18 protein-coding genes are annotated in these 21,932 nt (G+C 60.9%); 9 read left to right on the forward strand and 9 right to left on the reverse strand.

All coding sequences use genetic code 11. The features are described from left to right. Positions 1–333: 333 nt before the first annotated feature. Positions 334–1,236 (forward strand): hypothetical protein, encoded by a 903-nt coding sequence (locus LPJGGPFB_RS20510; protein WP_173421763.1) that lies wholly within the window; start codon positions 334–336, stop codon positions 1,234–1,236. A 201-nt stretch (positions 1,237–1,437) separates the two neighbouring features. Beyond that, entirely contained in the window at positions 1,438–1,842 is a 405-nt protein-coding gene (locus LPJGGPFB_RS20515; RefSeq protein ID WP_173421764.1) for a hypothetical protein, read from the forward strand. Positions 1,843–1,950: 108 nt separating this feature from the next. On the opposite strand, the gene LPJGGPFB_RS20520 is transcribed toward LPJGGPFB_RS20515, so the two are convergent. From LPJGGPFB_RS20520 to LPJGGPFB_RS20540, 5 genes are all read right to left on the reverse strand, one after another. After that, entirely contained in the window at positions 1,951–2,223 is a 273-nt protein-coding gene (locus LPJGGPFB_RS20520; RefSeq protein WP_115422482.1) for a curli assembly protein CsgF, read from the reverse strand. Positions 2,224–2,254: 31 nt separating this feature from the next. Then, the gene (locus LPJGGPFB_RS20525; RefSeq protein ID WP_173421765.1) at positions 2,255–2,863 is read right to left on the reverse strand and encodes a hypothetical protein; all 609 of its coding nucleotides are present in this window, start codon (positions 2,861–2,863) and stop codon (positions 2,255–2,257) included. 31 nt (positions 2,864–2,894) lie between these two features. Next, on the reverse strand, positions 2,895–3,236 hold the full coding sequence (gene csgH, locus LPJGGPFB_RS20530) for a curli-like amyloid fiber formation chaperone CsgH (RefSeq protein WP_173421766.1): 342 nt from the start codon (positions 3,234–3,236) through the stop codon (positions 2,895–2,897). A 148-nt stretch (positions 3,237–3,384) separates the two neighbouring features. Next, complete coding sequence (locus tag LPJGGPFB_RS20535; RefSeq protein ID WP_173421767.1) at positions 3,385–6,900, reverse strand: beta strand repeat-containing protein; 3,516 nt, start codon at positions 6,898–6,900, stop codon at positions 3,385–3,387. A gap of 296 nt (positions 6,901–7,196) precedes the next feature. Beyond that, positions 7,197–7,973, reverse strand: a complete 777-nt coding sequence (locus tag LPJGGPFB_RS20540; RefSeq protein ID WP_234902946.1) for a CsgG/HfaB family protein — start codon at positions 7,971–7,973, stop codon at positions 7,197–7,199. 450 nt (positions 7,974–8,423) lie between these two features. Here LPJGGPFB_RS20540 and LPJGGPFB_RS20545 point away from each other — a divergent pair, with 450 nt between their 5' ends. Together LPJGGPFB_RS20545 and LPJGGPFB_RS20550 are read left to right on the forward strand one after the other, a co-directional pair. Next, positions 8,424–8,642 (forward strand): hypothetical protein, encoded by a 219-nt coding sequence (locus LPJGGPFB_RS20545; RefSeq protein WP_147294610.1) that lies wholly within the window; start codon positions 8,424–8,426, stop codon positions 8,640–8,642. Between the two features lie 265 nt (positions 8,643–8,907). Next, positions 8,908–9,636 carry an invasion associated locus B family protein gene (locus LPJGGPFB_RS20550; protein ID WP_173421768.1) on the forward strand — a complete coding sequence of 243 codons (729 nt, stop codon included), beginning with the start codon at positions 8,908–8,910 and terminating at the stop codon, positions 9,634–9,636. A gap of 75 nt (positions 9,637–9,711) precedes the next feature. Here LPJGGPFB_RS20550 and LPJGGPFB_RS20555 read toward each other — a convergent pair whose 3' ends face one another. From LPJGGPFB_RS20555 to LPJGGPFB_RS20565, 3 genes are all read right to left on the reverse strand, one after another. Beyond that, positions 9,712–10,632 (reverse strand): response regulator, encoded by a 921-nt coding sequence (locus LPJGGPFB_RS20555; RefSeq protein WP_077505334.1) that lies wholly within the window; start codon positions 10,630–10,632, stop codon positions 9,712–9,714. Next, positions 10,625–14,011 carry a hybrid sensor histidine kinase/response regulator gene (locus tag LPJGGPFB_RS20560; RefSeq protein ID WP_173421769.1) on the reverse strand — a complete coding sequence of 1,129 codons (3,387 nt, stop codon included), beginning with the start codon at positions 14,009–14,011 and terminating at the stop codon, positions 10,625–10,627. Before LPJGGPFB_RS20560 ends, LPJGGPFB_RS20555 begins: the two co-directional genes overlap by 8 nt. Before the next feature lie 113 nt (positions 14,012–14,124). After that, positions 14,125–14,556: an OsmC family protein gene (locus LPJGGPFB_RS20565; protein ID WP_173421770.1), complete on the reverse strand. Its 432-nt coding sequence runs from the start codon at positions 14,554–14,556 to the stop codon at positions 14,125–14,127. A gap of 279 nt (positions 14,557–14,835) precedes the next feature. Between LPJGGPFB_RS20565 and urtA the strand changes: the two genes are divergently transcribed. The 5 genes from urtA to urtE all read left to right on the forward strand — a co-directional run bounded on the left by urtA (position 14,836) and on the right by urtE (position 20,586). Continuing rightward, positions 14,836–16,128, forward strand: a complete 1,293-nt coding sequence (gene urtA / locus LPJGGPFB_RS20570; protein WP_173421771.1) for an urea ABC transporter substrate-binding protein — start codon at positions 14,836–14,838, stop codon at positions 16,126–16,128. Positions 16,129–16,303: 175 nt separating this feature from the next. After that, positions 16,304–17,920 (forward strand): urea ABC transporter permease subunit UrtB, encoded by a 1,617-nt coding sequence (gene urtB / locus LPJGGPFB_RS20575; protein ID WP_173422261.1) that lies wholly within the window; start codon positions 16,304–16,306, stop codon positions 17,918–17,920. Continuing rightward, on the forward strand, positions 17,917–19,080 hold the full coding sequence (urtC, locus tag LPJGGPFB_RS20580) for an urea ABC transporter permease subunit UrtC (RefSeq protein ID WP_173421772.1): 1,164 nt from the start codon (positions 17,917–17,919) through the stop codon (positions 19,078–19,080). Before urtB ends, urtC begins: the two co-directional genes overlap by 4 nt. A 5-nt stretch (positions 19,081–19,085) precedes the next feature. Further along, a complete protein-coding gene (gene urtD, locus LPJGGPFB_RS20585) occupies positions 19,086–19,850 on the forward strand; it encodes an urea ABC transporter ATP-binding protein UrtD (RefSeq protein WP_173421773.1) in 765 nt (254 codons plus the stop codon). Positions 19,851–19,890: 40 nt separating this feature from the next. Further along, positions 19,891–20,586, forward strand: a complete 696-nt coding sequence (gene urtE, locus LPJGGPFB_RS20590) for an urea ABC transporter ATP-binding subunit UrtE (RefSeq protein WP_173421774.1) — start codon at positions 19,891–19,893, stop codon at positions 20,584–20,586. A 62-nt stretch (positions 20,587–20,648) separates the two neighbouring features. Here urtE and LPJGGPFB_RS20595 read toward each other — a convergent pair whose 3' ends face one another. After that, positions 20,649–21,902, reverse strand: a complete 1,254-nt coding sequence (locus tag LPJGGPFB_RS20595; protein ID WP_173421775.1) for an LVIVD repeat-containing protein — start codon at positions 21,900–21,902, stop codon at positions 20,649–20,651. Positions 21,903–21,932 lie beyond the last annotated feature (30 nt).

The raw sequence follows: 21,932 nt of genomic DNA on the forward strand, positions 1-21,932 counted from the left end.
GGCTTAGGCGTCTATGCGCATGACGGCATTCAGGCGTCCATGAGCAACGGTGTGTCGCCATTAACCTCATCTGGCGAAAGCCTCGCCAAGGCGGTGGATGTATGCGCTAAAAGTTGGTAAAGAAACTGTTACTATCATAGTATATGTATTCAACATGAACGTCACTTCGACTTAATTATTGTCATGCATACGTCTTTGGATCGATATTGTGTTTATCGCACCGATTTTTTTGCTCATATCACACTCGTCTATACAGCGGTACACCGGCCGACGGCCCATCGTGAAGGCTACGAACGAGCTCGGTGATCCGGCTGCCTCGTGGGGTGGGAGGTCGTGAACGTTCATCCTTCGCATCACGGTGCTTTCGAACACCCTCTTGCTCCCTGGATTGACGCGATCCTCGAGCGAGAGCAGTTTGCCGAAGCCTTGCGCGATGTGGCGCTGCGGCTTGTCGCGATGCACGACATCGCGCCCAGGATCGTGCGCTACACCGCCAATCTGCAGAAGTGGCTTCTCACCCAGGCAATCCTGACTTTGCACTTCGAGCGCAAGACGGACCCCACCCGCTCGGGCCTGACAGCGGCAAAGCTCTTGGATTTTTTCGTCGCCAACAATGTGGCAAGCCGAAATACGGCCGTGGCTCATCTGGCCGAAATGCGAAGCTACAGGCTGTTGCTTGATGCCGAATGGGCGGGCGACAAGCGTCTGCGGCCGCTGATCGTGTCGGAAACGGCCGAGGACCTTATCCGTCAGTGGTTCGACGGGCACCTCAGATCGCTCGACAGGTTGGACAAGGGGAGGCGCTGCGATCTTTCCAGTGCCAAGCCATCCCTGATGCATTTCGCACATCCAAGGGCGACGCGGCGCCTGTTCGGCGAGCCAGGCTGGTGTTCACCGCCAGAAAGCGTTGCCACATTCGTCTGGACGGAGTCCGGCAGCAACATTCTCCATGATCTGATTGCGCGCCTGCCCAAGGGGGAGCTTGCTGAGGGGCAAATAACGATCGGCCCCTTGCGGATCAGCGAGATCACCAACCGCTACATCATTTCGAAAAGTCACGCCCAACGGGTGTTTGCGCGTGCGCGCGACCTGGGCATCGTCGGTTGGCAAAGGCCGGGCAACCGCGGCGATCTATGGGTGTCCTCAGCGCTTGTGCATGACTATCGACGATGGCAGGCGGTCAAGTTTGCCGCTCTCGAAGAGGCATTCGATTGGGCTGTTGCCCGAACGGCATAGCAGGCCGCAGCCGTTCACCATGCGGCATTCGCAAACAGGCCGTTTGTGTGCTGCCGTTGCCGGCCTCCAAGGTTGCTTTTGCGTTAACGTCGAGCGCCGCTTTTTAGCGTTCAAATTGGTGGAAATTTTTCCAAGTATCTATGGCTATTGCTTAATTCGGCGTCGCTACAACTTGTCTCATCAAGAACGGGGAGACAAGAAATGAACAACGCTAAAGTAATTTCTGCAGTATTGCTTGCATCGCTTCTTTCGGCTCCGGTCGCCATGGCCGGCACCGAATTCGCTTCGCCGGCCTTCGTGCAGCAGGCCACCGGCGGCGCCGGCTTTTCGGCGCTCGATACTGCCGCCATCATGAAGCCGGTCATGGACCTGATTGTTGCAACGCCGACCGTCGACACGTCGTCGCTCGCGGGCAACCTTTCCTTCGTCTACCAGAGCGGTGACTTCAACACCGCCTCGATCCAGCAGAGCGGCGTACGCAACGTCGGTTTGATCCAGCAGGCCGGCTACATGAACTCGGCCTCGATCAGCCAGACCGGCGTCGGCCACCAGGCCTTCATCTCGCAGCAGGGCCGCAACAACGTTGCGATAATCAGCCAGCGCTAAGAACAATAACAGACACGACGGCGCGCCCGGGGACAGGCGCGCCGTCTATCTACATTCGGTAGAGCCTGCGGTCGCGGGCTCTTTTTCTCTTTCTGCTGGCGCCGGGGTTTACTGCCCGTCATCCACCTCTGGCAGCGGCACCGGGTTGGGATTGGGCTGCGGAACGCCACCGAAATCGGGGAAGTCGATCGTGAATCCTGGGCCACTGTCGCTTGCACCTTCGCCCTGGGCGCTTGCCTGCGAAAGCAGCCAGTTGCCGTTTAGCGGATCGCCGCCGAGCGAGGGATTGATCGGGCGATAGACAAGCTCGGACGCGAAGCCCGTTCCGCCTGCCGCGATGGTTACCGTTGCCGCGAGAAGTGCGGTCTGAAGCAACTTCATTGGTATTCTCCTTCTTGAGTATCGGGGGCGGTCAACGTTTAGGTAGAACGTACATCCGGCCCGGGACCACGACAACGGTCTTGTTTTCCAGTCCGCGCAGGCCGGTCGGCATCATGTACCGTCCGCTCTGTGCCGTCTGGATCGCCAGCACCGTCGAATTCTTGGAATCACGCACATCCAGCACGCCGGCGAGGCTGTTGCCGTCCTGGATATAGGCGATCTGGTTGTTCTCGCCGGAGACGCCGACAAGCTGGAAATTATTGTCGCCGCGGCTTGCCTGCACCACCGAGTTGTTGTTGCCACCCTGGACGAGAAGCAGGGCCGAGCTGTTGCCCTCGATCGCCTGGACGGCGCGGTTGTTGGTGCCTGCCTGCTGGATCAGCGCCAGGCTGCCCGTTCCCTCGATGCCGGCATTGGCATTGTTGCCTTGGCCGAGCTGGATGATCGATGTCGTCGAACCGCTTTCACCGCCGAGGAACGGCTGGATCGGCGCCATCAGCGCGTTCACCTCGGCCGGATTGGTGCTGTAATCCCTGACGAGCAGGTCTTCGGCCGCAGCCGTGCTGGCGGCCGCTACGAGGCCTGCGGCCATGATCGCGTGGCGAAGAACTTTGCCGATTGGGCGTGTTGAACGTTTCATCTGTCTTCTACCCGTTTTTCTGTTTCTTCGGTCAGATGCGTGTCATCGGTTGCGAAAGCTCGATCGTCTGGTCGAGATCGCAGAGTGTCTTGCCAGCGTCGTCCGTAACCACGAGCGTGATGCGGACCCGACCGGGGCGGTTGATCACGACCTGCGTGTCGCCAAGAGAGCCCTCGGAAAAGCGGTTCTTCTGGCTGGTCGTGCTGCTTCCCCCCGGGGATTGCTTGGCGATGCTTAAGGCGAAACTGCCGTTGAGGTCGGCTGCACCTTCGATGAAGGGTCTGAGCGTCGCCATCTCCTGTCCACCGATCCGTACCCCGCATGCCTTGATGCGGGGATCGCTGGAATTGCCGAGGATGGTCTGACCGTTCATCGAAGTGGCACTCGCTTGAAAGCCGAAAGTGATCGTGACTGCAAAAATCTGGAGAAACCGAATTGCCTGCACAAGCCGCATGACCTGATCCTCCCTGAAGGGGTGGGGCGCTCGAAAGCGCCCCACCGTGTCGATCAACCTCTGTCGATCAATTCTGGCTGACGAAAGCGACGTTTCTGCTGCCGGCCTGGATGACCACCGAGTTCTGGCCGCTGTTGCCCTGGCTGACGATCGCATAGTTGCGATCGGCATCGCTCGAGCCGCTGCCGTACTGCAGCACCACCGAGTTGGAAGCGGAGCCCGTCTGGCTGATCCAGGCGTTGGAGTAGGCGCCTGCCTGGACGACTGCCGACGAATGACCGCCAGCGCCCGACTGGTCGACGAGAGCAAGCGAGTTGTTCGACGACTGGACGATCAGCGAGGTGTTGCCCACTGTGTTCGACTGGTTGGTGCCGGCGACGTTCTTCTTGCCGTTCTGGATCGTCAGAGCAGCGTTGCCGAGGCTTGCGATTTGCGTCGTCGTTGCCACGTTGTCCCGACCGGACTGGATGATGCCGGCTGCAGAGAGGATGGCGCCGTTCTGCAGGTTGCTTGCGCTGTTGCCTTCGCCAGACTGAACGATGGCGGCGGCTGCACCGAGCGTTGCCGTCTGGATGTTGGCAGCACCGTTGCCGTCACCGATCTGAACCGTGGCGGCAAGCGAGCCGGCAGCAACGGTCTGGAAGTTGAAGGCCTCGTTGTCGTCGCCGACCTGTACGATACCGGCTGCCGACGCGACCGTCGGAATGTTCACTTCGCCAAGCGGGTTGGTGAACGGAGTTTCGATAGTTTTGTCTGTTTCAGATTGTGTGGTTGTAGCATTTTTGCGAATGCCGAGGAAACTGCCGCCACTATAGACGGTCTTTGCCTCATAGGTGGTTATGTCCACACTGAGCGTTCCACTTGCAGGGAGTATAAGCTGCCCAATCTGGACGTTAGCGGCGGCGTTACCGTCGCCAAACTGCCCAACGAGAGCAACAGAGTCTTTAGCAGGGGCAGAGCCGGAGCCCGTCGCAATTGTCGGACCGCCTTCAACGCCAAACTTGAACAAGTCAAAACCAACATTCCAATTGGTGTAATTCGGCATCGGCAGCTTGATGGTGGCGTCAAACGCCGGCGCCACCTCATAGCTGACGGTCTGCGTCACGCCCTGCGTGTTGTAGGCGGTGTTTCCCGAACCGACCTGCAGGATGCCGGCGACGACATTGCTGCTGTCGGCCTGCTGCAGGTTGCCGGCGGTGTTGCCCCAGCCGAACTGGCCGATCAGGGCCGTCGCGCCGACGACGTCGTTCTGGACGTTGGCAGCCTCGTTGTTGCCGCCAGCGCCCTGGATGATGAAGGCGTTGGAGAGTGACGACGCCGTCTGGCTGTTGACCGCTTCATTGAAGCGACCGCTCTGGATGATCGTCGCATCGACGCCGGTGCTCGAGAGCTGCAGGTTGGCAGCCGTGTTGTCGCGGCCGTCCTGTAGGATGGCGGCGCTGCTGCCGGTTACGCCGGACTGCAGGTTGGCTGCCTCATTGCGGTTGCCCGACTGGATGATCGAGGCCTCGACATCCGTGCTGGTGAGCTGGACGTTGCCGGCGACGTTGCGGTTACCGTCCTGCAAGATGCCGGCGGTGCCGCCGTTGACACCCGACTGGGCATTGCTCGCCTCGTTGCGGTCGCCGTTCTGCAGGGTGAATGCGTCGACATCGCTGCTGCCGGTCTGGATCGTGCCCGCACTGTTGCGGTCGCCCTTCTGCAGGATGATGGTTGCCATGTCAGCGCCGTCGGTCTGCAGGTTTGTCGCTTCGTTGCGCGCGCCGTCCTGGACGATCAGCGCATCAGAGTTGACCAGATCTGACTGCACGTTGCCGGCCGTGTTGCGGCTGCCGAGCTGCAGGATCGAGGCGTTGGTCGGATCGACGTCGGTCTGAAGGTTGGCTGCGACGTTGTTGGAGCCGCCCTGGATGATGTTCGCAGTTGCTTCGAGGCCGCCGCTTTGTACGTTCACACCGCTGTTGCCGCTGCCGACCTGCAGAATGTTGGCAGCGTTCTTTACGCCGCTGTCGATCTGCGCGTTGCTGGCGCCGTTGCCGGTGCCGAACTGGGCGATGTTGGCATCATTGTCGCGGCCGGTATCCTGGAAGTTCGTGCCGGTGTTGCCCGAACCGAACTGGCCGATATTGGCGCTGTTGCGGGTAAACTGCTCGCTGCCGACGGCGTCGTTCTGGGAGTTGGCCGCGATGTTGTCGTCGCCGAACTGCAGGATCGTCGCGTCGTTGCCATCGGTCAGGTTTCCGCCGCGATTGCGGGCGTTGACGGCAAGGTTGTCGTCGCCAAACTGGGCAATCGACGAGCTGTGCTTCGTGCCGCCTTCCGACAGGTTGTAAGCGTCGTTGCGCTTGCCGCCCTGCAGGATGGTTGCCGTCGAATTGCGGCCATCGTTCTGGGTGTTGACGGCAAGGTTGTCGTTGCCGACCTGTCCAATGACGGCCTTGTTGTCGTTGTTGTAGCCGTTGTTGTGGAAGTCGCCGATCTGGCTGTTGAGCGCGGTGTTGCGATTGCCGTCCTGGACAGTCTGCGCCGTATTGTTCTTGCCGCCGCCTGCGCCGCCGGCCTGGAGGTTGACGGCGTTGTTCTTGTTCCCGCTCTGGACGATCGAAGCGTTCAGCTTGTCGGCCGGGCCCGCCTGGGAACCCGGAGACTGCAGGTTCGAAGCCGTGTTGTTGTTGCCGTCCTGCAGGATGAAGGCGTCGGAGTTGTTCACCGAGGTCTGGACGTTGGCAGCGGCGTTGCTGTTTCCGTCCTGGATAACCGTTGCGGAGGTCGGGTCGACATTCGTCTGGGTGTTGACGGCGCTGTTGTCCTTGCCGTTCTGGGCAATGATGGCCGTTGCGTCGACCGAACCACCCTGCTGGGTGTTGATCGCGCCATTGCCCTTGCCTACCTGCAGGATGCCTGCATTGCCGTCCTTGCTGCCGGTCTGGTTGTTGATCCCGGCGTTGCCGGTGCCGCTCTGGGCGGTGACGGCGTTGGACGACGTTTCGTTCGTCTGGTTGTTGATGGCAGCATTGCCGGATCCGCTCTGCAGGATGCCGGAGAAATTGCCGCCGCCAAGCGCGCCCTTCTGGTTGCTTTCGGCATAGTTGCCTGGCTTGGTAGCGTCGTCATTCAGCTGGATGATGCCGGTGTCGTTGCTCGTCGCGCCCTTTTCCTGGGTGTTGCGCGCAATATTGGCGTTGCCGCCCTGGAAGATCGTGCCGCGGTTGTTGCCGGTCTGGCGGAACGTGTCGACCAGGTTGTTGGTGCCGAACTGGGCAATGCCACCGACGTTCTCGCCCTTCTGCAGGAAGTCACCGCCGACGACGTTCTGCTTGCCGAGCTGCATGACGCCGAGGTCGTTGTTGCCTTGTTGAGCGTCACCGGCTGCGCCACCTGCTGTCAGCGGCAGGAAGACGTTCTGCTGGCCGTGCTGGTAGATGAAGCCGCGGTTGGCGCCTTCCTGGGACAGGTAGGCGAAGTTGCTGTCGTCGCGCTGGCCGATGTAACCGGTGTTGGCTTCCTGCGCTGAAGCGGCTGCGGACATCGCCAGGACGGCAACGCCGGTCAGCAACAAAGTTCTTCTTGCTGAAAATTTCATGGACTTCTCCCTTTTGTTCGGCGCCGGCGTCTTGGTCGCCCTGAAGCGCCGCACTCAATTAGAGCGTTAACAATTCGTTTAATATCACTGCGTCCTGTGTCTGAACAAGGCGCTCCTACAGAATAATTAAGTAGTAGTTAATCACAAAAATAGAAACACCCAAAATTGGGGTAATTATGTCGGTAGTGTCGAAACAAAAAAACACGCTGCGGCGAATCAATATAGATTCGCCGCAGCGTGTTATTAAATAGATTTACTTTTAGCCTTGTTTATACTTTGAGGGTATCGCAGGTCGGTTATGAGGACGGAAGCGAGATATTTCCATATTTCTCTTCATAGGCCCGAATGAACTCTGCTTCGCGCGTGCGGTCCTTCAGATGCCAGAGGCCCTGGCGCACACCATCGACGGCGAGCGAATAGACGCCGAGTTCGATGCCTTCTCTGACAGCCAGCGAGCCTGGATCGTTGCGCGACTGGCCGAGTTCGATCTCGAGCAGTTCGCCGGCGGTCGCAAACTTGTATGCCCCGCCACGAACCTGCACCGAGTAGATTTGCTTGGTCGTGGTGGTGGAGGCGAGGACTTCGCCGGTTTGCACGCTGACGGCGCGCAGATTGACGGTGACGATATCGGAGCGATACTGCACGTCCCCGCCGATCCCGAGATAGCGTGCACCGGCGCCGCCGGTCAGTTCGTTGGAATCGTATCCGACGATGCCGCCCTCGAGCAGCAGTCCGGCGAACCGCACGGGCGGCAGGCCACTCTGACGGCCATAGGCGCGTTGCGTGTTCTCGATCAGTGTTCGTTCCTGGACGAGATTCTTGAGGCCCGAGCGTTCGACGACCCGGAACCACTGGCCGTTACCGGTCTTCTTGAGCACGTCGACCAGGATCGCAGCACCGCCCTGTGTGACAGCGCGGCTGTATTCCGCAAAAGCCTCGTTGGGCTTTGCCTGGCCGGTGAGGTCAGGGAAATCATAAACCGCGATATCGACCGGGATCTCGGGCAATGGCATCGACTTTACCTTCGGTGTCGTCTTCGTCGGTGCGGTCAGCGTCGCCGCCGGCGTATCCAATTGTTGACCGCTTTGACATCCCGCAAGGAGCCCACCAAAGACACAAAGAGCTGCCAGTTTGAACTTCATAATTCCCCCGTCAGGTTGCTGCCGCAAGTTGCAGCAAGCCATACGTCATCGCTTCTCGAGCCGGATCCGGCCGAAACTATAGGCGTGCAAATATACTTTTCCGGAAACTATAGTTTTCGGAACGAAAGCATTTCGAGACTGATTGACTACCCTCAGTGATCCACCCGACCGAACTAGCCCAGCCCTGGTCTGGCGAATTTATTGCACCGCTTCCCTACCACTGAAGTTTTATGGGTTCGCAGTCCCATTTTTGGGTGAATCCGCGATTTTGGCCGAAAATGAGGCAGGAATGCACAATCTGGTTAACGCGATGGTAACCATGACCGTTCCGGCATTAGGACCTAACGGCTGACCGTCCCACGCCCGACTGTGGGCCATTCCGTGTCGGACGAAATCAACCGGACGATTGCCGACGAGCCGGCACCAACGGTGGGCACGACATCGCTTGCTGCACGCTGGACGGTGCTGGAGCTGGCGGAAGAGGCAGCTTGCCCGCCGGCTTTTCCTGGTCGAGCAGATGAGGCTGAAGTATTTCTTTTTGCTTGTGAATTTGTCGTCGAAACATTCGGTTTTGCGCCGGATGGCATCTGGTCGACATAGGCTTTGTTGCCGCCATTTCGGTTGACCTGGTCGACATAGGCCTGTGCCCAGACCGTGCCGCTCGTCAACAGCGACAGGCAGAGGAAGGCGGAAATTCGCATGGGCGACAGCAGGTTCGAAGTCATATTCTTCACCAAATCTAAAAACCCTGATTAGACATGATCCTTATGCATTTCTTCATAAAACCACAATCGGCAACGCCTGTTTGACTCAGGTAATGTTCCGTGGAAGACAAAATGCACGAAGATATATTGGAGGACTCCCCATGACGTGCAGGAACGCGATGCGTCTTGTGTTCGGCTTTTCGACGGCCTTGGTGCTCGCTTCGCCGTTGCCGCTGGCGGCGCAGGACTCGCCGGGGCCGATGTTCTCCACCCCCGCATCCCGCTCGACAACAGGTGCACCGATCCTGATCGACCCAAACGCAGACGGAAACGGCCAGATCATCGACTCCGTCGGCGGCAAGACGCAGATGCGGCCTGCCGGGACCTCTGACAAGGCGCAGAAGCCTGCGCAAGCGCAGCCATCAATGACCGGGGCTGCCGCCGAGCAGTTCAAGCAATGGGCGCTGCAATGCGTCGAACTGGGTAAGGAGCCTGCCCGCTGCCAGATCTCCGGCAGCACACTGTCCGGCGACGGCAAGCAGGTGATCCTGGTGATGAGCCTTGCGTTTCGTCCGGACGGAAAGACGGTTGCGATGCAAATGGCGGTGCCGCTCGGCGTCGCGTTGAAGGACGGGGTCAAGATCAATGTGGCTGGCGGTTACGAAGCGGCAATGGCGCTCAGCCGTTGCACGCCGCAGGGTTGCCTTGTCGAAGGTGCCGTCGAGCCGGCGCTGGTCGAAGCGATGAAGGCGAAGGCGGCAGCAACCGTCACGGTGGCAACGCCGGAAGGCAAGGCGATCCCGATCACGCTATCGCTTTCCGGCTTTTCCGACGCCTACACCGCCCTTCTCGGGCGCCACGCGGACGCAAAGAAGGCGAGCAGCAACTGAGTGGGGATCGCTCGGGCGACAACCGGCTTTGTCGCCCGCCGGCTCCCTTCGAAGGACATGCCGGGCTACCGCGGGCTATATCCCGTGCAGCACCTGTGTCGCCTTGACTGCGGCCGAGGCGCGGTTTTCGACGCCGAGCTTCACATAGATCTGCTCAAGATGCTTGGTCACCGTGCGTGAGCTCAAGCCGAGGATCTCGCCGATGTCGCGGTTGGATTTCCCCTTGGCAATCCAGAGCAGCACCTCGGACTCGCGTTGGGTCAGGGCGAAATGCTGACGCAGCATCTCGTCGTCGCTTCGTCGGCTTTCGGCCGTCAGCCTGAACAGGTACTCGTTGGCGCCGATCGAGCCGAGAAACGAGACCTGCAGGCCGGATTGCCCGGGCTCTTCGAGCGTAAAACTGTTTTCCCGCTTTCCGCCGGCCTCGGTCTTTTCCATCCAGGCTGCAATGCGTCTGGCGATCGTTGCCAGGCCCTCATCGCTGCCGGTTGCCGCGTTGACCAGGCGGTTGGCCTGCGGTGTCGACCAGCGAACGCTGCCATCAGAGCGAACGGCAAGCAGATGGCGACCGGCGGCATCGAGCGCGACGCGGGCGCTTTGCGCTGAGCGGGCATTGGAGAGATGAACGCGGATGCGCGCCCTCAGTTCATCGATGTTGATGGGTTTCGTCAGATAGTCGACACCGCCGGCTTCGAGCGCATGGACCACATGCTCGGTTTCGGTGAGCCCTGTCATGAACAGCACCGGCGTCTGGCCAACCGAGGCGTTGGCCTTCAGTCTGAGGCAGGTTTCGAACCCGTCCATGCCGGGCATGACCGCATCCAGGAGAATGACGTCGGGGGTGATCCGGTCGGCAATCGACAGGGCGGCATTGCCGGAGGTGGCGATCAGCACGGAAAAGCCGGATTGCTCCAAAGCTTCGGTCAAAAAACCGAGCGCTTCGGGGGAATCGTCCACTAGCAGGACGATGTCGCGACGATCATAAGTCTCAACCACGGGTGATGGCTCCAATCGTCGTTTTTTCCTTCAGGAAGGCATCATAACCGGAGAGGTCGAAGGCCTGCACATAGGCTCGCGCTGCCTTGACGAAGAGCTGATGTTCCGGTTGCAGGCCGATCTCGGCAAGCTTGGCCTCGATGCCTCTGACATAGCCGATCTCGCCGAGCCGGATCAATTCTTCCACATGGTGCTGACCGGGCAGCGTCATCGCATCCGCGCATGCAGCAACCGGTTCTTCAGATGCTTCGCCCTCATGGATCCAGGTGAGGCCGAGTTGCACGGCGAGTTTGTCCGCGAGTTGTCCGACGCCAAAGGGCTTGGTGAGTGTATCATTGTGGCCGACAAAGGCGCCGGTGGTCGACCCGTCGCCGATATTGGCGGACAGCATTATGATCGGCGCCACCTTGCCGTCGCGTCGCAATCGATCAACGAGGTCCCAGCCGCTCATATCGGGCATGGAGATATCGACGAGAAAGATATCCGGGCTGAGCGCTTCAAGCATGGCGAGGCATTGCTTGCCGCTGTCAGCCGTCAGCACGGTGAAATCCATCGGCGTGAGAATTTCGCGCATGAGGTCGCGGTGATCGGCGTTGTCGTCGACCACCATGATTGTCCGCCGCGGGCCGAGATAGGAGGTGATCCGTCGCACGGCCACAAGCGGCGCCGGCCGGTCGACGGCGGAAAGCATCAGCCGGACCTTGAAGGTCGTGCCCTTGTTCGGTTCGCTGACGACGGATATCTCGCCGCCGAGCGTCTGTGTCAGCAACCGGGTGATGGTCAGCCCCAGGCCGAGACCTGGCATGCTGCCGAGATGCTCCGCCTCGCCGCGCTGGAAGGGGTCGAAGATGCGTGGCAGATCCCTCTCGGTTATGCCTCGGCCGCTATCGCTGATCGTAAATGTCGCAACCTGGCTGCGATAGTCGATATCGAAGCGGATCTCGCCGCGCTCGGTGAACTTCATGGCGTTCGAGAGCAGATTGACGAGGATCTGGCGCAGCCGCTTTTCGTCTGTCTTGACGTAGCGTGGCAGGCTGGAGGCGCGCCGATGTTCGAAGGCGATGCCTTTCGCCTGCGCCTGCGGCCGGAACATCTCGACGACCTGGTCGAGGAAGTCGTAAACGTTGATTTCGTTGGAATAGACCTGCAGCTTGCCCGCCTCGATCTTGGAGATGTCGAGAAGCCCGTCGATGAGACCGGAGAGATGGTCGGCGCTGCGTTTGATCACCTTGATCGCGCCCTGTCGCCCCGGTGGGATCGTTTCATCGCGCTCAAGCACCTGTGCGTAACCGAGTACGGCGTTGAGCGGCGTGCGCAGTTCATGGCTGAGGCCGACGACATAGCGGCTCTTGGCGCGATTGGCTGCTTCGGCGGTCTCCTTTGCCTGCTGCAGGGCGGCGTCGGTCTTCTTGTGTGCGGCGATTTCTTTCAGGAGCAGCGTGTTCTGTCGCGATGATTCTTCCTCGGCGACGACACGGCTGTCATGGGCGAGCACATAGAACCAGCAGACAATGCCGGCGAGCACGGCAAAGACGAAGAAGACGACGGCAATGGTTCGCTCGACGACGACAGCCGTCTCCGGCGAGGCGTTGCCGGTCTGATGCGCGATCATCGCCAGGATCAGGCCGATGCCGGCGATCGAGAGCACGGCCGAAATGGCGTAGCGGCCGAGGCGGGTCGTCAGCTTCGCCGTTATGGATTCGGGCAGAAGGGCGTGCGCGACCGTGGCCACCTGTGCGTTGAAGCGGGCCTTCGGCTTGCACATGTCATGGCAGCGGCTGTCGAGTGAACAGCAGAGCGAACAGATGGGGGCGGCATAGGCCGGACACCAGGCCATGTCCTCCGGCTCGAAGGGGTGTTCGCAGATCGAGCAGGTGATCTCACTTTTGCTCGCCCAGCTCTTTCTTGGCTTGCGGGCGAGGTAGTATTTGCCGCCCGTTCCCCAAGCAATCAGCGGTGAGGCGACGAAGGCGACGATGAGAGCAATGTAGGGCGCAAGCGATGCGGCGATGGCACCGAAGGTGCCGAAGTGCGCGATGAGCGCAATCGTTGCCGAAAGCGCCATGGCGCCGAGGCCGACCGGGTTGATGTCATAGAGGTGAGCGCGCTTGAATTCGATGCCGGGCGGCGACAGGCCAAGTGGTTTGTTGATGAAGAGGTCGGCCGAAATGGTGCAGAGCCATGCCATGGCGACGATCGAGAAGACGCCGAGCGTTTCCTCCAGCAGTTTGTAGATGCCGAGTTCCATCAAAAGCAGCGCGATCGCCACGTTGAACACCAGCCAGACGACGCGTCCGGGATGGCTGTGGGTGAGGCGCGAGAAGAAATTAGACCAGGCGAGCGACCCGGCATAGGCGTTCATGACGTTGATCTTCAACTGCGAGACGACGACGAAGGCGACCATCAAAAGGAGGGCGGCGGTCTCCGATGGGATCATGTAGCCGAAGGCGGTGTAGTACATCTGCGCCGGATCTGCGGCCTGTGTCGATGGAACGCCGGACGAAAGCGCCAGCACGACGAGAAAAGACCCGGCCAGCAGTTTCGGCGCGCCAACCAAAACCCAGCCAGAGCCTGCCAGGAAGATGGCGACGCGGTGATGCAGCTTGCGCTGTCCGTCCGGCGGCAGAAAGCGCAGGAAGTCGACCTGCTCGCCGATCTGTGCCATCAGCGCGAAGATCACTGCCGAGGCCGCGCCGAACTCGATGAGGTCGAAGGGCGCAAGCGTGCCGGGCGGCCCGGATGCGTGGTGCATGCCGGCATAGGCAAGCCAGATGCCGACCTTCTCCCAATCGGCAAAGGCGATGAAAAGGAACGGCAGGATATTGAGCACGATCCAGAAGGGCTGGGTGATCAGTTGGAATTTGCTGATGAGTCGCACGCCATGGGTGACGAGTGGGATGACGACGACGGCGCTGACGATGTAACCGACCCAAAGCGGGATGCCGAGCGCAAGCTCCAGCGCTCCCGACATGATCGAGGCCTCGATCGCAAAGAGGATGAAGGTGAAGCTGGCATAGATCAGCGACGTCAGCGTCGAGCCGATATAGCCGAAGCTGGCGCCCCGGGTCAGAAGGTCGATATCGACGCCGTGGCGGATGGCGTAGCGGCTGATCGGCAGGCCGACCGTCAGGATCATCAGACTGGCGATCAGGATGGCGACGATGGCGTTGGTCGTGCCGTAGGACATGGTGATCGCGCCGCCGATGGCTTCGAGCGCCAGAAACGAGATCGCGCCGATCGCGGTCTGAGAAATGCGCTCGGAGGAGAAGCGCCGCGCACTCTTGGCGGTGAAGCGCAGCGCATAGTCTTCCAGCGTCTGGTCGGCGACCCAGCGATTGTATTCACGTCGAACGGGAATGATGCGCTGGCGTGCCGCCATGTTGCCTCGTCATCTCTCGCATTGCCGGCAGGTTAATGCCTATTTTCACGGCACAAAGAGTCTATGCGTGAAATTTATGCAATGCGGAGAGGGCGAAAGCAAGTGTCAAAGGCTCAGGCGGTCACAGCTGATGTGTCGACGACGACAAAATCATGTGTGATCGTCGCGGACTTGGCGAGCATGGCCGATGCCGAGCAGTATTTTTCCAGCGAGAGGGCAACGGCACGCTCGACCTTCTTTTCCGAAAGGCCGCGGCCTTTCACCACGAAATGCATATGGATGCGGGTAAAGACTTTCGGGTCCTCTTCGGCGCGGTCGGCGTCGAGTTCCACGGAGCAATCCTCGACCGGCTCGCGACCCTTTTCAAGGATATGAACCACGTCGTAGGCCGAGCAGCCGCCGGCGCCGATCAGCATCAGTTCCATCGGGCTTGGGCCAGGCGTGCGCCCCTCCGGACCGGATGCCGTTCCCAGCACGATCTTGTGACCGCTGCCCGATTCGCCGACGAATGTCCGCTCTTCAACCCATTTGATGCGTGCTTTCATGGTCTTTCACCTGTGTTGTGATGCTCGTCGCGGCCGTGTGACCGTCGAACGCTTTTAATAGCCGTAAACATCATGTTGCGGCCAGACCGGTGTGGGGATTTCAGCGCCAACGCAGCGCCGCCAACTGCGCGTGGCCGGTCCGCTGCTTCCGCTTTGCCCCCTCGACCTACGTAGAATGACGTATGTGCAGTGCAGCAGGACTGGCGGATGATCCCTCAAGCAACGGTCAAAAGGAACGAAGCCTCGTTGCGGCGATCAGAACGAGAGGGGTTCAATCAGATGAATATCAAGGCACGCGTCACCGGCGCATTCCTGGCAACGATCCTGTCGACGACGGCATTCAACGGCGCCTTTGCCGCCGACGACACGATCAAGGTCGGCATTCTGCATTCGCTGTCGGGCACCATGGCGATCTCCGAGACGACGCTCAAGGACGCCATGCTCATGCTCATCGACGAGCAGAACAAGAAGGGCGGCCTGCTCGGCAAGAAATTGGAAGCTGTCGTCGTCGACCCGGCCTCCGATTGGCCGCTCTTTGCCGAAAAGGCACGTGAACTCGTTTCCGTCGACAAGGTTTCCGCCGTGTTCGGCTGCTGGACGTCGGTGTCGCGCAAATCCGTCCTGCCTGTTTTCGAGGAGTTGAATTCGATCCTCTTCTACCCCGTGCAGTACGAGGGCGAGGAAAGCCAGCGCAACGTCTTCTACACGGGTGCCGCGCCGAACCAGCAGGCTGTTCCGGCCGTCGACTACCTGATGGAAAACGAAAGCGTCGAGCGCTGGGTTCTGGCCGGCACCGACTACGTCTATCCCCGCACGACCAACAAGATCCTCGAAGCCTATCTCATCTCCAAGGGCGTGAAGCCCGAGGACATCATGATCAACTACACGCCGTTCGGTCATTCCGACTGGCAGACGATCGTGTCCGACATCAAGAAATTCGGTTCCGCCGGCAAGAAAACCGCCGTCGTCTCGACGATCAACGGCGACGCGAACGTGCCGTTCTACAAGGAGCTGGCGAACCAGGGCGTCAAGGCCGAGGATATCCCGGTTGTCGCCTTCTCCGTCGGCGAAGAGGAACTTGCCGGCCTCGATACGAAACCGCTCGTCGGTCATCTCGCCGCCTGGAACTACTTCCAGTCGGTCGACACCCCTGCCAATGCCGAGTTCATCAAGACCTGGAAGGCCTATACCAAGAACGACAAGCGCGTCACCAACGACCCGATGGAAGCCCATTACATCGGCTTCAACATGTGGCTGAAGGCGGTCGAAAAGGCAGGAACGACCGACACCGACGCGGTGCTTGATGCGATGATCGGCGTCTCGGTCCCCAATCTCTCCGGCGGCTATTCGACGATGATGCCGAACCATCACATCACCAAACCGGTGCTGATCGGTGAAATCCAGAGCGACGGCCAGTTCGAGACGGTCTGGGAAACGCCCGGCCTCGTGGTCGGTGATGAATGGTCCGACTACCTGCCCGATTCCAAGGACCTGATCGCCGATTGGCGCGCACCGATGTCCTGCGGCAACTTCAACGTCGCCACCGGCAAGTGCGGCGGCAAGGGCTCCTGATTTCATCACCTAGGGATATTGCCGGGTGGCGCTGCTGCCCGGACAACCTTTGCATGACCAATCCATAGGCGGGCAGACCCTTCGCCCGACGCTCCCGTCGGGCGAAGGGACCTTGAAATCCCACGCCGCCATTGCGGCGCTTGCCGCGGGCAAGCGAGACCCAAGCGAGAGGGCGATGTATCGCATTCTGCAAACCCTGTTGATCACCCTTTGTCTGCTGGTTTCAGCCCACGTGACCGGGTTGCGCGCGGCAGACGATCTCTCAGCCTTGGTCAACGCGCTCGGGACAGCAAAGCTCTCCGAGCTCGACGATCGTATTGAAGCGCTTGCCAAGAGCGGCGATCCGCGGGTCATCCCGGTTCTCGAGGCGCTCGGCGAGGGCAATCTCTACGCACGAAAAACCGATGGCAGCGTGTACCTCGCCACGGAGAAGGGCGGCAGTTTTGTTCTCGTCGATCCAGTCGATGGCGCGCAAGCCGGTGAAGTGCCGAAAGGCGAGTTGCAGAAGATCAAGGTCAATAATTCAGTCCGCCGCGCTGTTCGAAGCGCGCTCGGCGGTCTAACGCTTTTCAGCACGGATGCGGGCGCAAGGTTGAAGGCGGCGCAGTCCATGCGCCAGACCCCGAACGCCGACGCGCTAGAGGCGATCGACAAGGCGCTTGCCACTGAGAAGGACGGGGCGGTGCGCAAGAGCCTCGACGAGGCGCGCGCCGTGACGCTGCTTATCTCCGACCGTTCCGACGACGACAAGCGCGCAGCGATCAAGACGCTGGCCGAAAGCGGCGGTCGCGAGGCATTGGGCGTGCTGACCTCGGCACTTTCATCGGCGGATGCCAGCCTGAAGCCGGATATCGAAGCAGCCTTGCAGCGCATCGAGCAGGCGCAGGTCTTCTGGAACGCCGGCCAGAACGTCTGGTACGGCCTGTCGCTCGGCTCCGTGCTGCTCTTGGCGGCGATCGGCCTTGCCATCACCTTCGGCGTGATGGGCATCATCAACATGGCGCATGGCGAGATGGTGATGCTCGGCGCCTATACGACGTTCCTGGTCCAGGACGTCATCCGCACGTCCTATCCTGAACTCTTCGACTGGTCGCTCACGATTGCCTTGCCGCTCGCCTTTCTCGTCACCGGGATCATCGGCCTTGCCATCGAGCGCAGTGTCATCCGCTTTCTCTATGGGCGGCCGCTCGAAACGCTGCTGGCCACCTGGGGGATCTCGCTGATCCTGCAGCAGGCGGTCCGGTCAATCTTCGGGCCGACCAACCGCGAGGTCGGCAACCCCTCCTGGATGGCCGGTGCCTTCGAACTCGGCGGTCTGACAATCACCTGGAACCGGCTCTGGATCATCGTCTTCGCGCTGGCTGTCTTTGCCGCATTGCTGTTCCTCCTGAAAAGAACGTCGATGGGCCTCAGGATGCGGGCCGTCACCCAAAACCGCCGCATGGCATCATCCATGGGTATTCGCACCCCCCTGGTCGATGCCCTGACCTTTGCGCTCGGCTCCGGCATCGCCGGCATGGCAGGCGTAGCGCTGTCGCAGATCGACAATGTCTCGCCCAATCTCGGCCAGGGCTATATCATCGACAGCTTCATGGTCGTGGTCTTCGGCGGCGTCGGCAATCTCTGGGGTACGCTGGTCGGCGCCTTTTCGCTCGGCATCCTCAACAAGTTCCTTGAGCCCTATGCCGGTGCCGTCCTCGGCAAGATCCTCGTGCTCGTGCTCATCATCCTCTTCATCCAGAAGAAGCCGCGCGGCCTCTTCGCACTCAAGGGAAGGGCGGTGGAAGCATGATCACCTCGTTTCTGCTCAGGTCGCTCGACCGCAGCATCGTCACCGTCGTGGCGATCCTGCTTGGTCTTGCCGTCGCCATTCCGGCGCTCAACCTTTTGACGGCGCCGGATCATCCGCTGCACGTGCCGACCTATCTGGTGTCGCTGTTCGGCAAGTACCTGACCTATGCGCTTCTGGCGCTGGCGCTCGATCTCGTTTGGGGCTTCTGCGGCATCCTCTCGCTCGGCCATGCGGCCTTCTTCGCGCTCGGCGGCTACGCCATGGGCATGTATCTGATGCGCCAGATCGGCGCGCGCGGCTCCTACGGCAATCCGATGCTGCCGGACTTCATGGTGTTCCTCAACTGGAAGGAATTGCCCTGGTTCTGGCAGGGCTTCGACATGTTCTGGTTTGCCGCCCTGATGGTGGTGCTGGTGCCCGGGCTGCTCGCTTTCGTTTTCGGCTGGTTTGCCTTCCGCTCGCGGGTCAACGGCGTCTATCTTTCGATCATCACCCAGGCGATGACCTATGCGCTGCTGCTTGCCTTCTTTCGCAACGACATGGGGTTTGGCGGCAACAACGGCCTGACCGACTTCAAGGATATTCTTGGCTTCAACATCCAGGCGCCCGGTACGCGCGCCGCCCTTTTTGCCGCATCTGCCGTGACGCTCGCCTTGTGCCTGGTGCTGACGACGGCGATCGTTCGCTCGAAATACGGCAAGGTGCTGGTCGCCGTCCGCGATGCCGAAAGCCGCACGCGGTTCCTCGGCTACCGCGTCGAGCATATCAAGCTCTTCGCCTTCACCGTCTCGGCGATGATGGCGGGCATTGCCGGCGCGCTTTACGTGCCACAGGTCGGGATCATCAATCCCGGCGAGTTCGAGCCCGGCAACTCCATCGAGGTCGTCATCTGGACGGCGGTCGGCGGGCGCGGCACGCTGATCGGGCCGATCGTCGGCGCGATCCTCGTCAATGGCGGCAAGAGCATCTTCACTGCCGCCTTTCCGGAGTTCTGGCTGTTTGCGCTCGGCGGGCTCTTTGTCTTCGTCACGCTCTTCCTGCCGAAGGGCGTGGTCGGCACGGTGAGCGCCTATCTCGCCCGTCGCAAGGCGCACCGCCGGGCGGCGGATGCAGAGAATGCGCGCGACAACCTCGTCGCAGAACCGATGGCAGCGGAGTGATCGCGATGATCCAGACGATCAATCAGACAAAGCCGAAAAGCCTCCTCTATCTCGACGGCGTCTCCGTCTCCTTCGACGGCTTCAAGGCGCTGAATTCGCTCTCCTTCGTGATCGAGCCGGGCGAACTGCGTGCCATCATCGGCCCGAACGGTGCCGGCAAGACGACGATGATGGACATCATTACCGGCAAGACGCGCCCGGATGAGGGGCAAGTCTTCTTCAAGGGCGACATCGATCTCACCCAACGGGACGAAGCCGAGATTGCCAATCTCGGCATCGGCCGCAAGTTCCAGAAGCCGACGGTGTTTGAGAGCCACACCATCTGGGACAATCTGGAACTGGCGCTCAATCGCCGTCGCGGCGTCTTTCCGACGCTTTTCTATCGCCTGACGGCGGACGACAAGGCGAGGATCGAGGAGATCCTGTCGACCGTTCGGCTCAGCGCGCGCCGTGACGATCTTGCCGCCAACCTGTCACATGGACAGAAGCAATGGCTGGAGATCGGCATGCTCCTGGCGCAGGAGCCGGAGTTGCTTTTGGTCGATGAGCCCGTGGCCGGAATGACCGATGCCGAGACAGCCGAAACGGCGATCCTGCTGAAGGAAATCGCCAGGACCCGCTCGGTCGTCGTCGTCGAGCACGACATGGGCTTCATCCGCGAGCTTGGCGTCAAGGTCACATGCCTCGCCGAAGGCTCGGTGCTCGCAGAAGGTTCGATCGATTTCGTCAGCAGCGATCCGAAGGTCATCGAAAACTATCTCGGCCGCTGACCGCGGCTCCACGATAAGCGCGAAGGGAAAGGACGCCTCCATGCTGAGCGTCGAAAACGTCAATCTCCACTATGGTGCCGCACAGGCGCTGCGCAACGTCTCGATCGAGGCGCCTATGGGCAAGATCACCTGCGTTCTCGGTCGCAATGGTGTCGGCAAGTCGAGCTTGCTTCGGGCCATCACCGGACAACATCCGGTCAGCGCCGGGGCGATCGCCTTCAATGGGGTGGCGCTCGGCGGTATGGCGCCCTATCGCCGTGCCAAGGAGGGCATCGGTTACGTGCCGCAGGGCCGCGAGATCTTTCCGCTGCTGACCGTCAAGGAAAACCTGGAAACCGGTTATGCGCCGGTGAAGCGCGCGGACCGTTCGATACCGGAGGACGTCTTCAACCTGTTCCCCGTGCTCCGCTCGATGCTGGGGCGGCGCGGCGGCGATCTCTCGGGCGGTCAGCAGCAGCAACTGGCGATCGGCCGGGCGCTCGTCACCCGTCCGCGCATCCTGGTGCTCGACGAGCCGACCGAGGGGATCCAGCCCTCGATCATCAAGGATATCGGCCGGGCGATCCGCTATCTCCGGGATTCGACGGGCATGGCGATCCTGCTGGTCGAGCAGTATCTCGATTTCTGCCGCGAACTGGCGGACCATGTCTACATCATGGACCGCGGCGCCGTGGTGCATGCTGGGCCGCCGGAGACGCTGGACACAGTCGAGGCCCGGCGCCACCTCACGGTCTAGCGGAAACGCTCTCTGGCCCATCTCCTGATGGAAAATCGTTTCGCACGTATTCTGGGAATGCCTTAGTCGCCATATTCGATGATCGCGAGCCCGGCATTGTAGTCGGTGGCATAGATGATTCCGGCGGCATCGACGAAGATGTCGGCCGACTGGATGACGCGCGGGCGCCCGGCACGCCGGTCGGTCATTTCGCTCGGGCCGGCCGGAACCAGCGCTCCCGTCTCGCGCGGGCGGTAGGGGTCGGTGATGTCGAAGGCGCGGATGCCGGCATTCTGCCATGTGGCGAAAATCAGCGTTTCCGAGACGAAGGAGCCCGGGCGGTTTTCGTGCAGGTTGTGCGGGCCGAAATGTCCGCCCTTGGCGACGTAGTCGGCCTCCGCGGGGATTGGGAACGTCGAGATGCTGACCGGGTTCGTGGGTTCGCGGATATCGAAGATCCAGGTGTGCTTGCGGCCGTCTTCTTCGTGATCGAGCACAGCCTCGTCGGCAACGACGAGCAGGTCGCGGCCCGGCAGCGGCAACGGCGAGTGCGTTCCGCCGCCAAAGGGCGGCGACCAGTTGCGATGGGCGATCAGCTTCGGGTTGGCATGATCCTTGATGTCGAGGAGCGTCAGGCCGCCATCGCGCCAGCAGGCATAGGCCGTGTCGCCGGAAACCAGCGCATGGTGCAGCGCATAGCGCTTGCCATCCGGCGCCGTCGACACTTCTCCGGCCGCCTTGTTCATGCCCGGCAGCCACCAGCGGCCGACAATTTCGGGCCGGGTCGGATCTGCCATGTCGATGGTGACGAAGATGTAGTCGGTAAAGCCGTCGAACAGCGCCGAGGCATAGGCGTAGCGGCCGCCGACATACCAGAGGCGATGGAAGCCGACGCCATCGATCGTGAGTTCGCCGATCTTGCGCGGGCGGTCGGGAACGGAAATGTCGAAGACCGACATACCGGCGCTCCAGGCGCGCTTGCGGCCGCTGCCCGCGACCGTGTCTCCGACGGACTTTGTGTAGTAGGTCTTTTCATCCGCGAAGGTCTCGACATCGGCGAACAGGTCGAGTGCATTGATGACCAGGAGCAGGTCATCATGGGTCTGCAGGTGGATGTTCCAGGTGTTGGCCGGTGCCGGCACGTAGGTGACCGCACCCGGCTTTTTCGGGTCGCGCACGTCGACGATCGAAAACCCTTGCGACCAGGGATGGGCGACATAGGCAAAGCCCCGATGCACCATCAGTTGCAGACCGTCGCCGCGTCCGCCGATCGGCGAATGGCCGATCAGTTTCATGTTGTTTGTGAAATCGGGCGTGGGAAGGTCGATGCTGCTCATGGTCTTTCCTGTCTCAGTCTTTGGAAAAAA

The organism is Ensifer adhaerens (assembly GCF_013283195.1).
Lineage (GTDB): Bacteria > Pseudomonadota > Alphaproteobacteria > Rhizobiales > Rhizobiaceae > Ensifer > Ensifer adhaerens_G.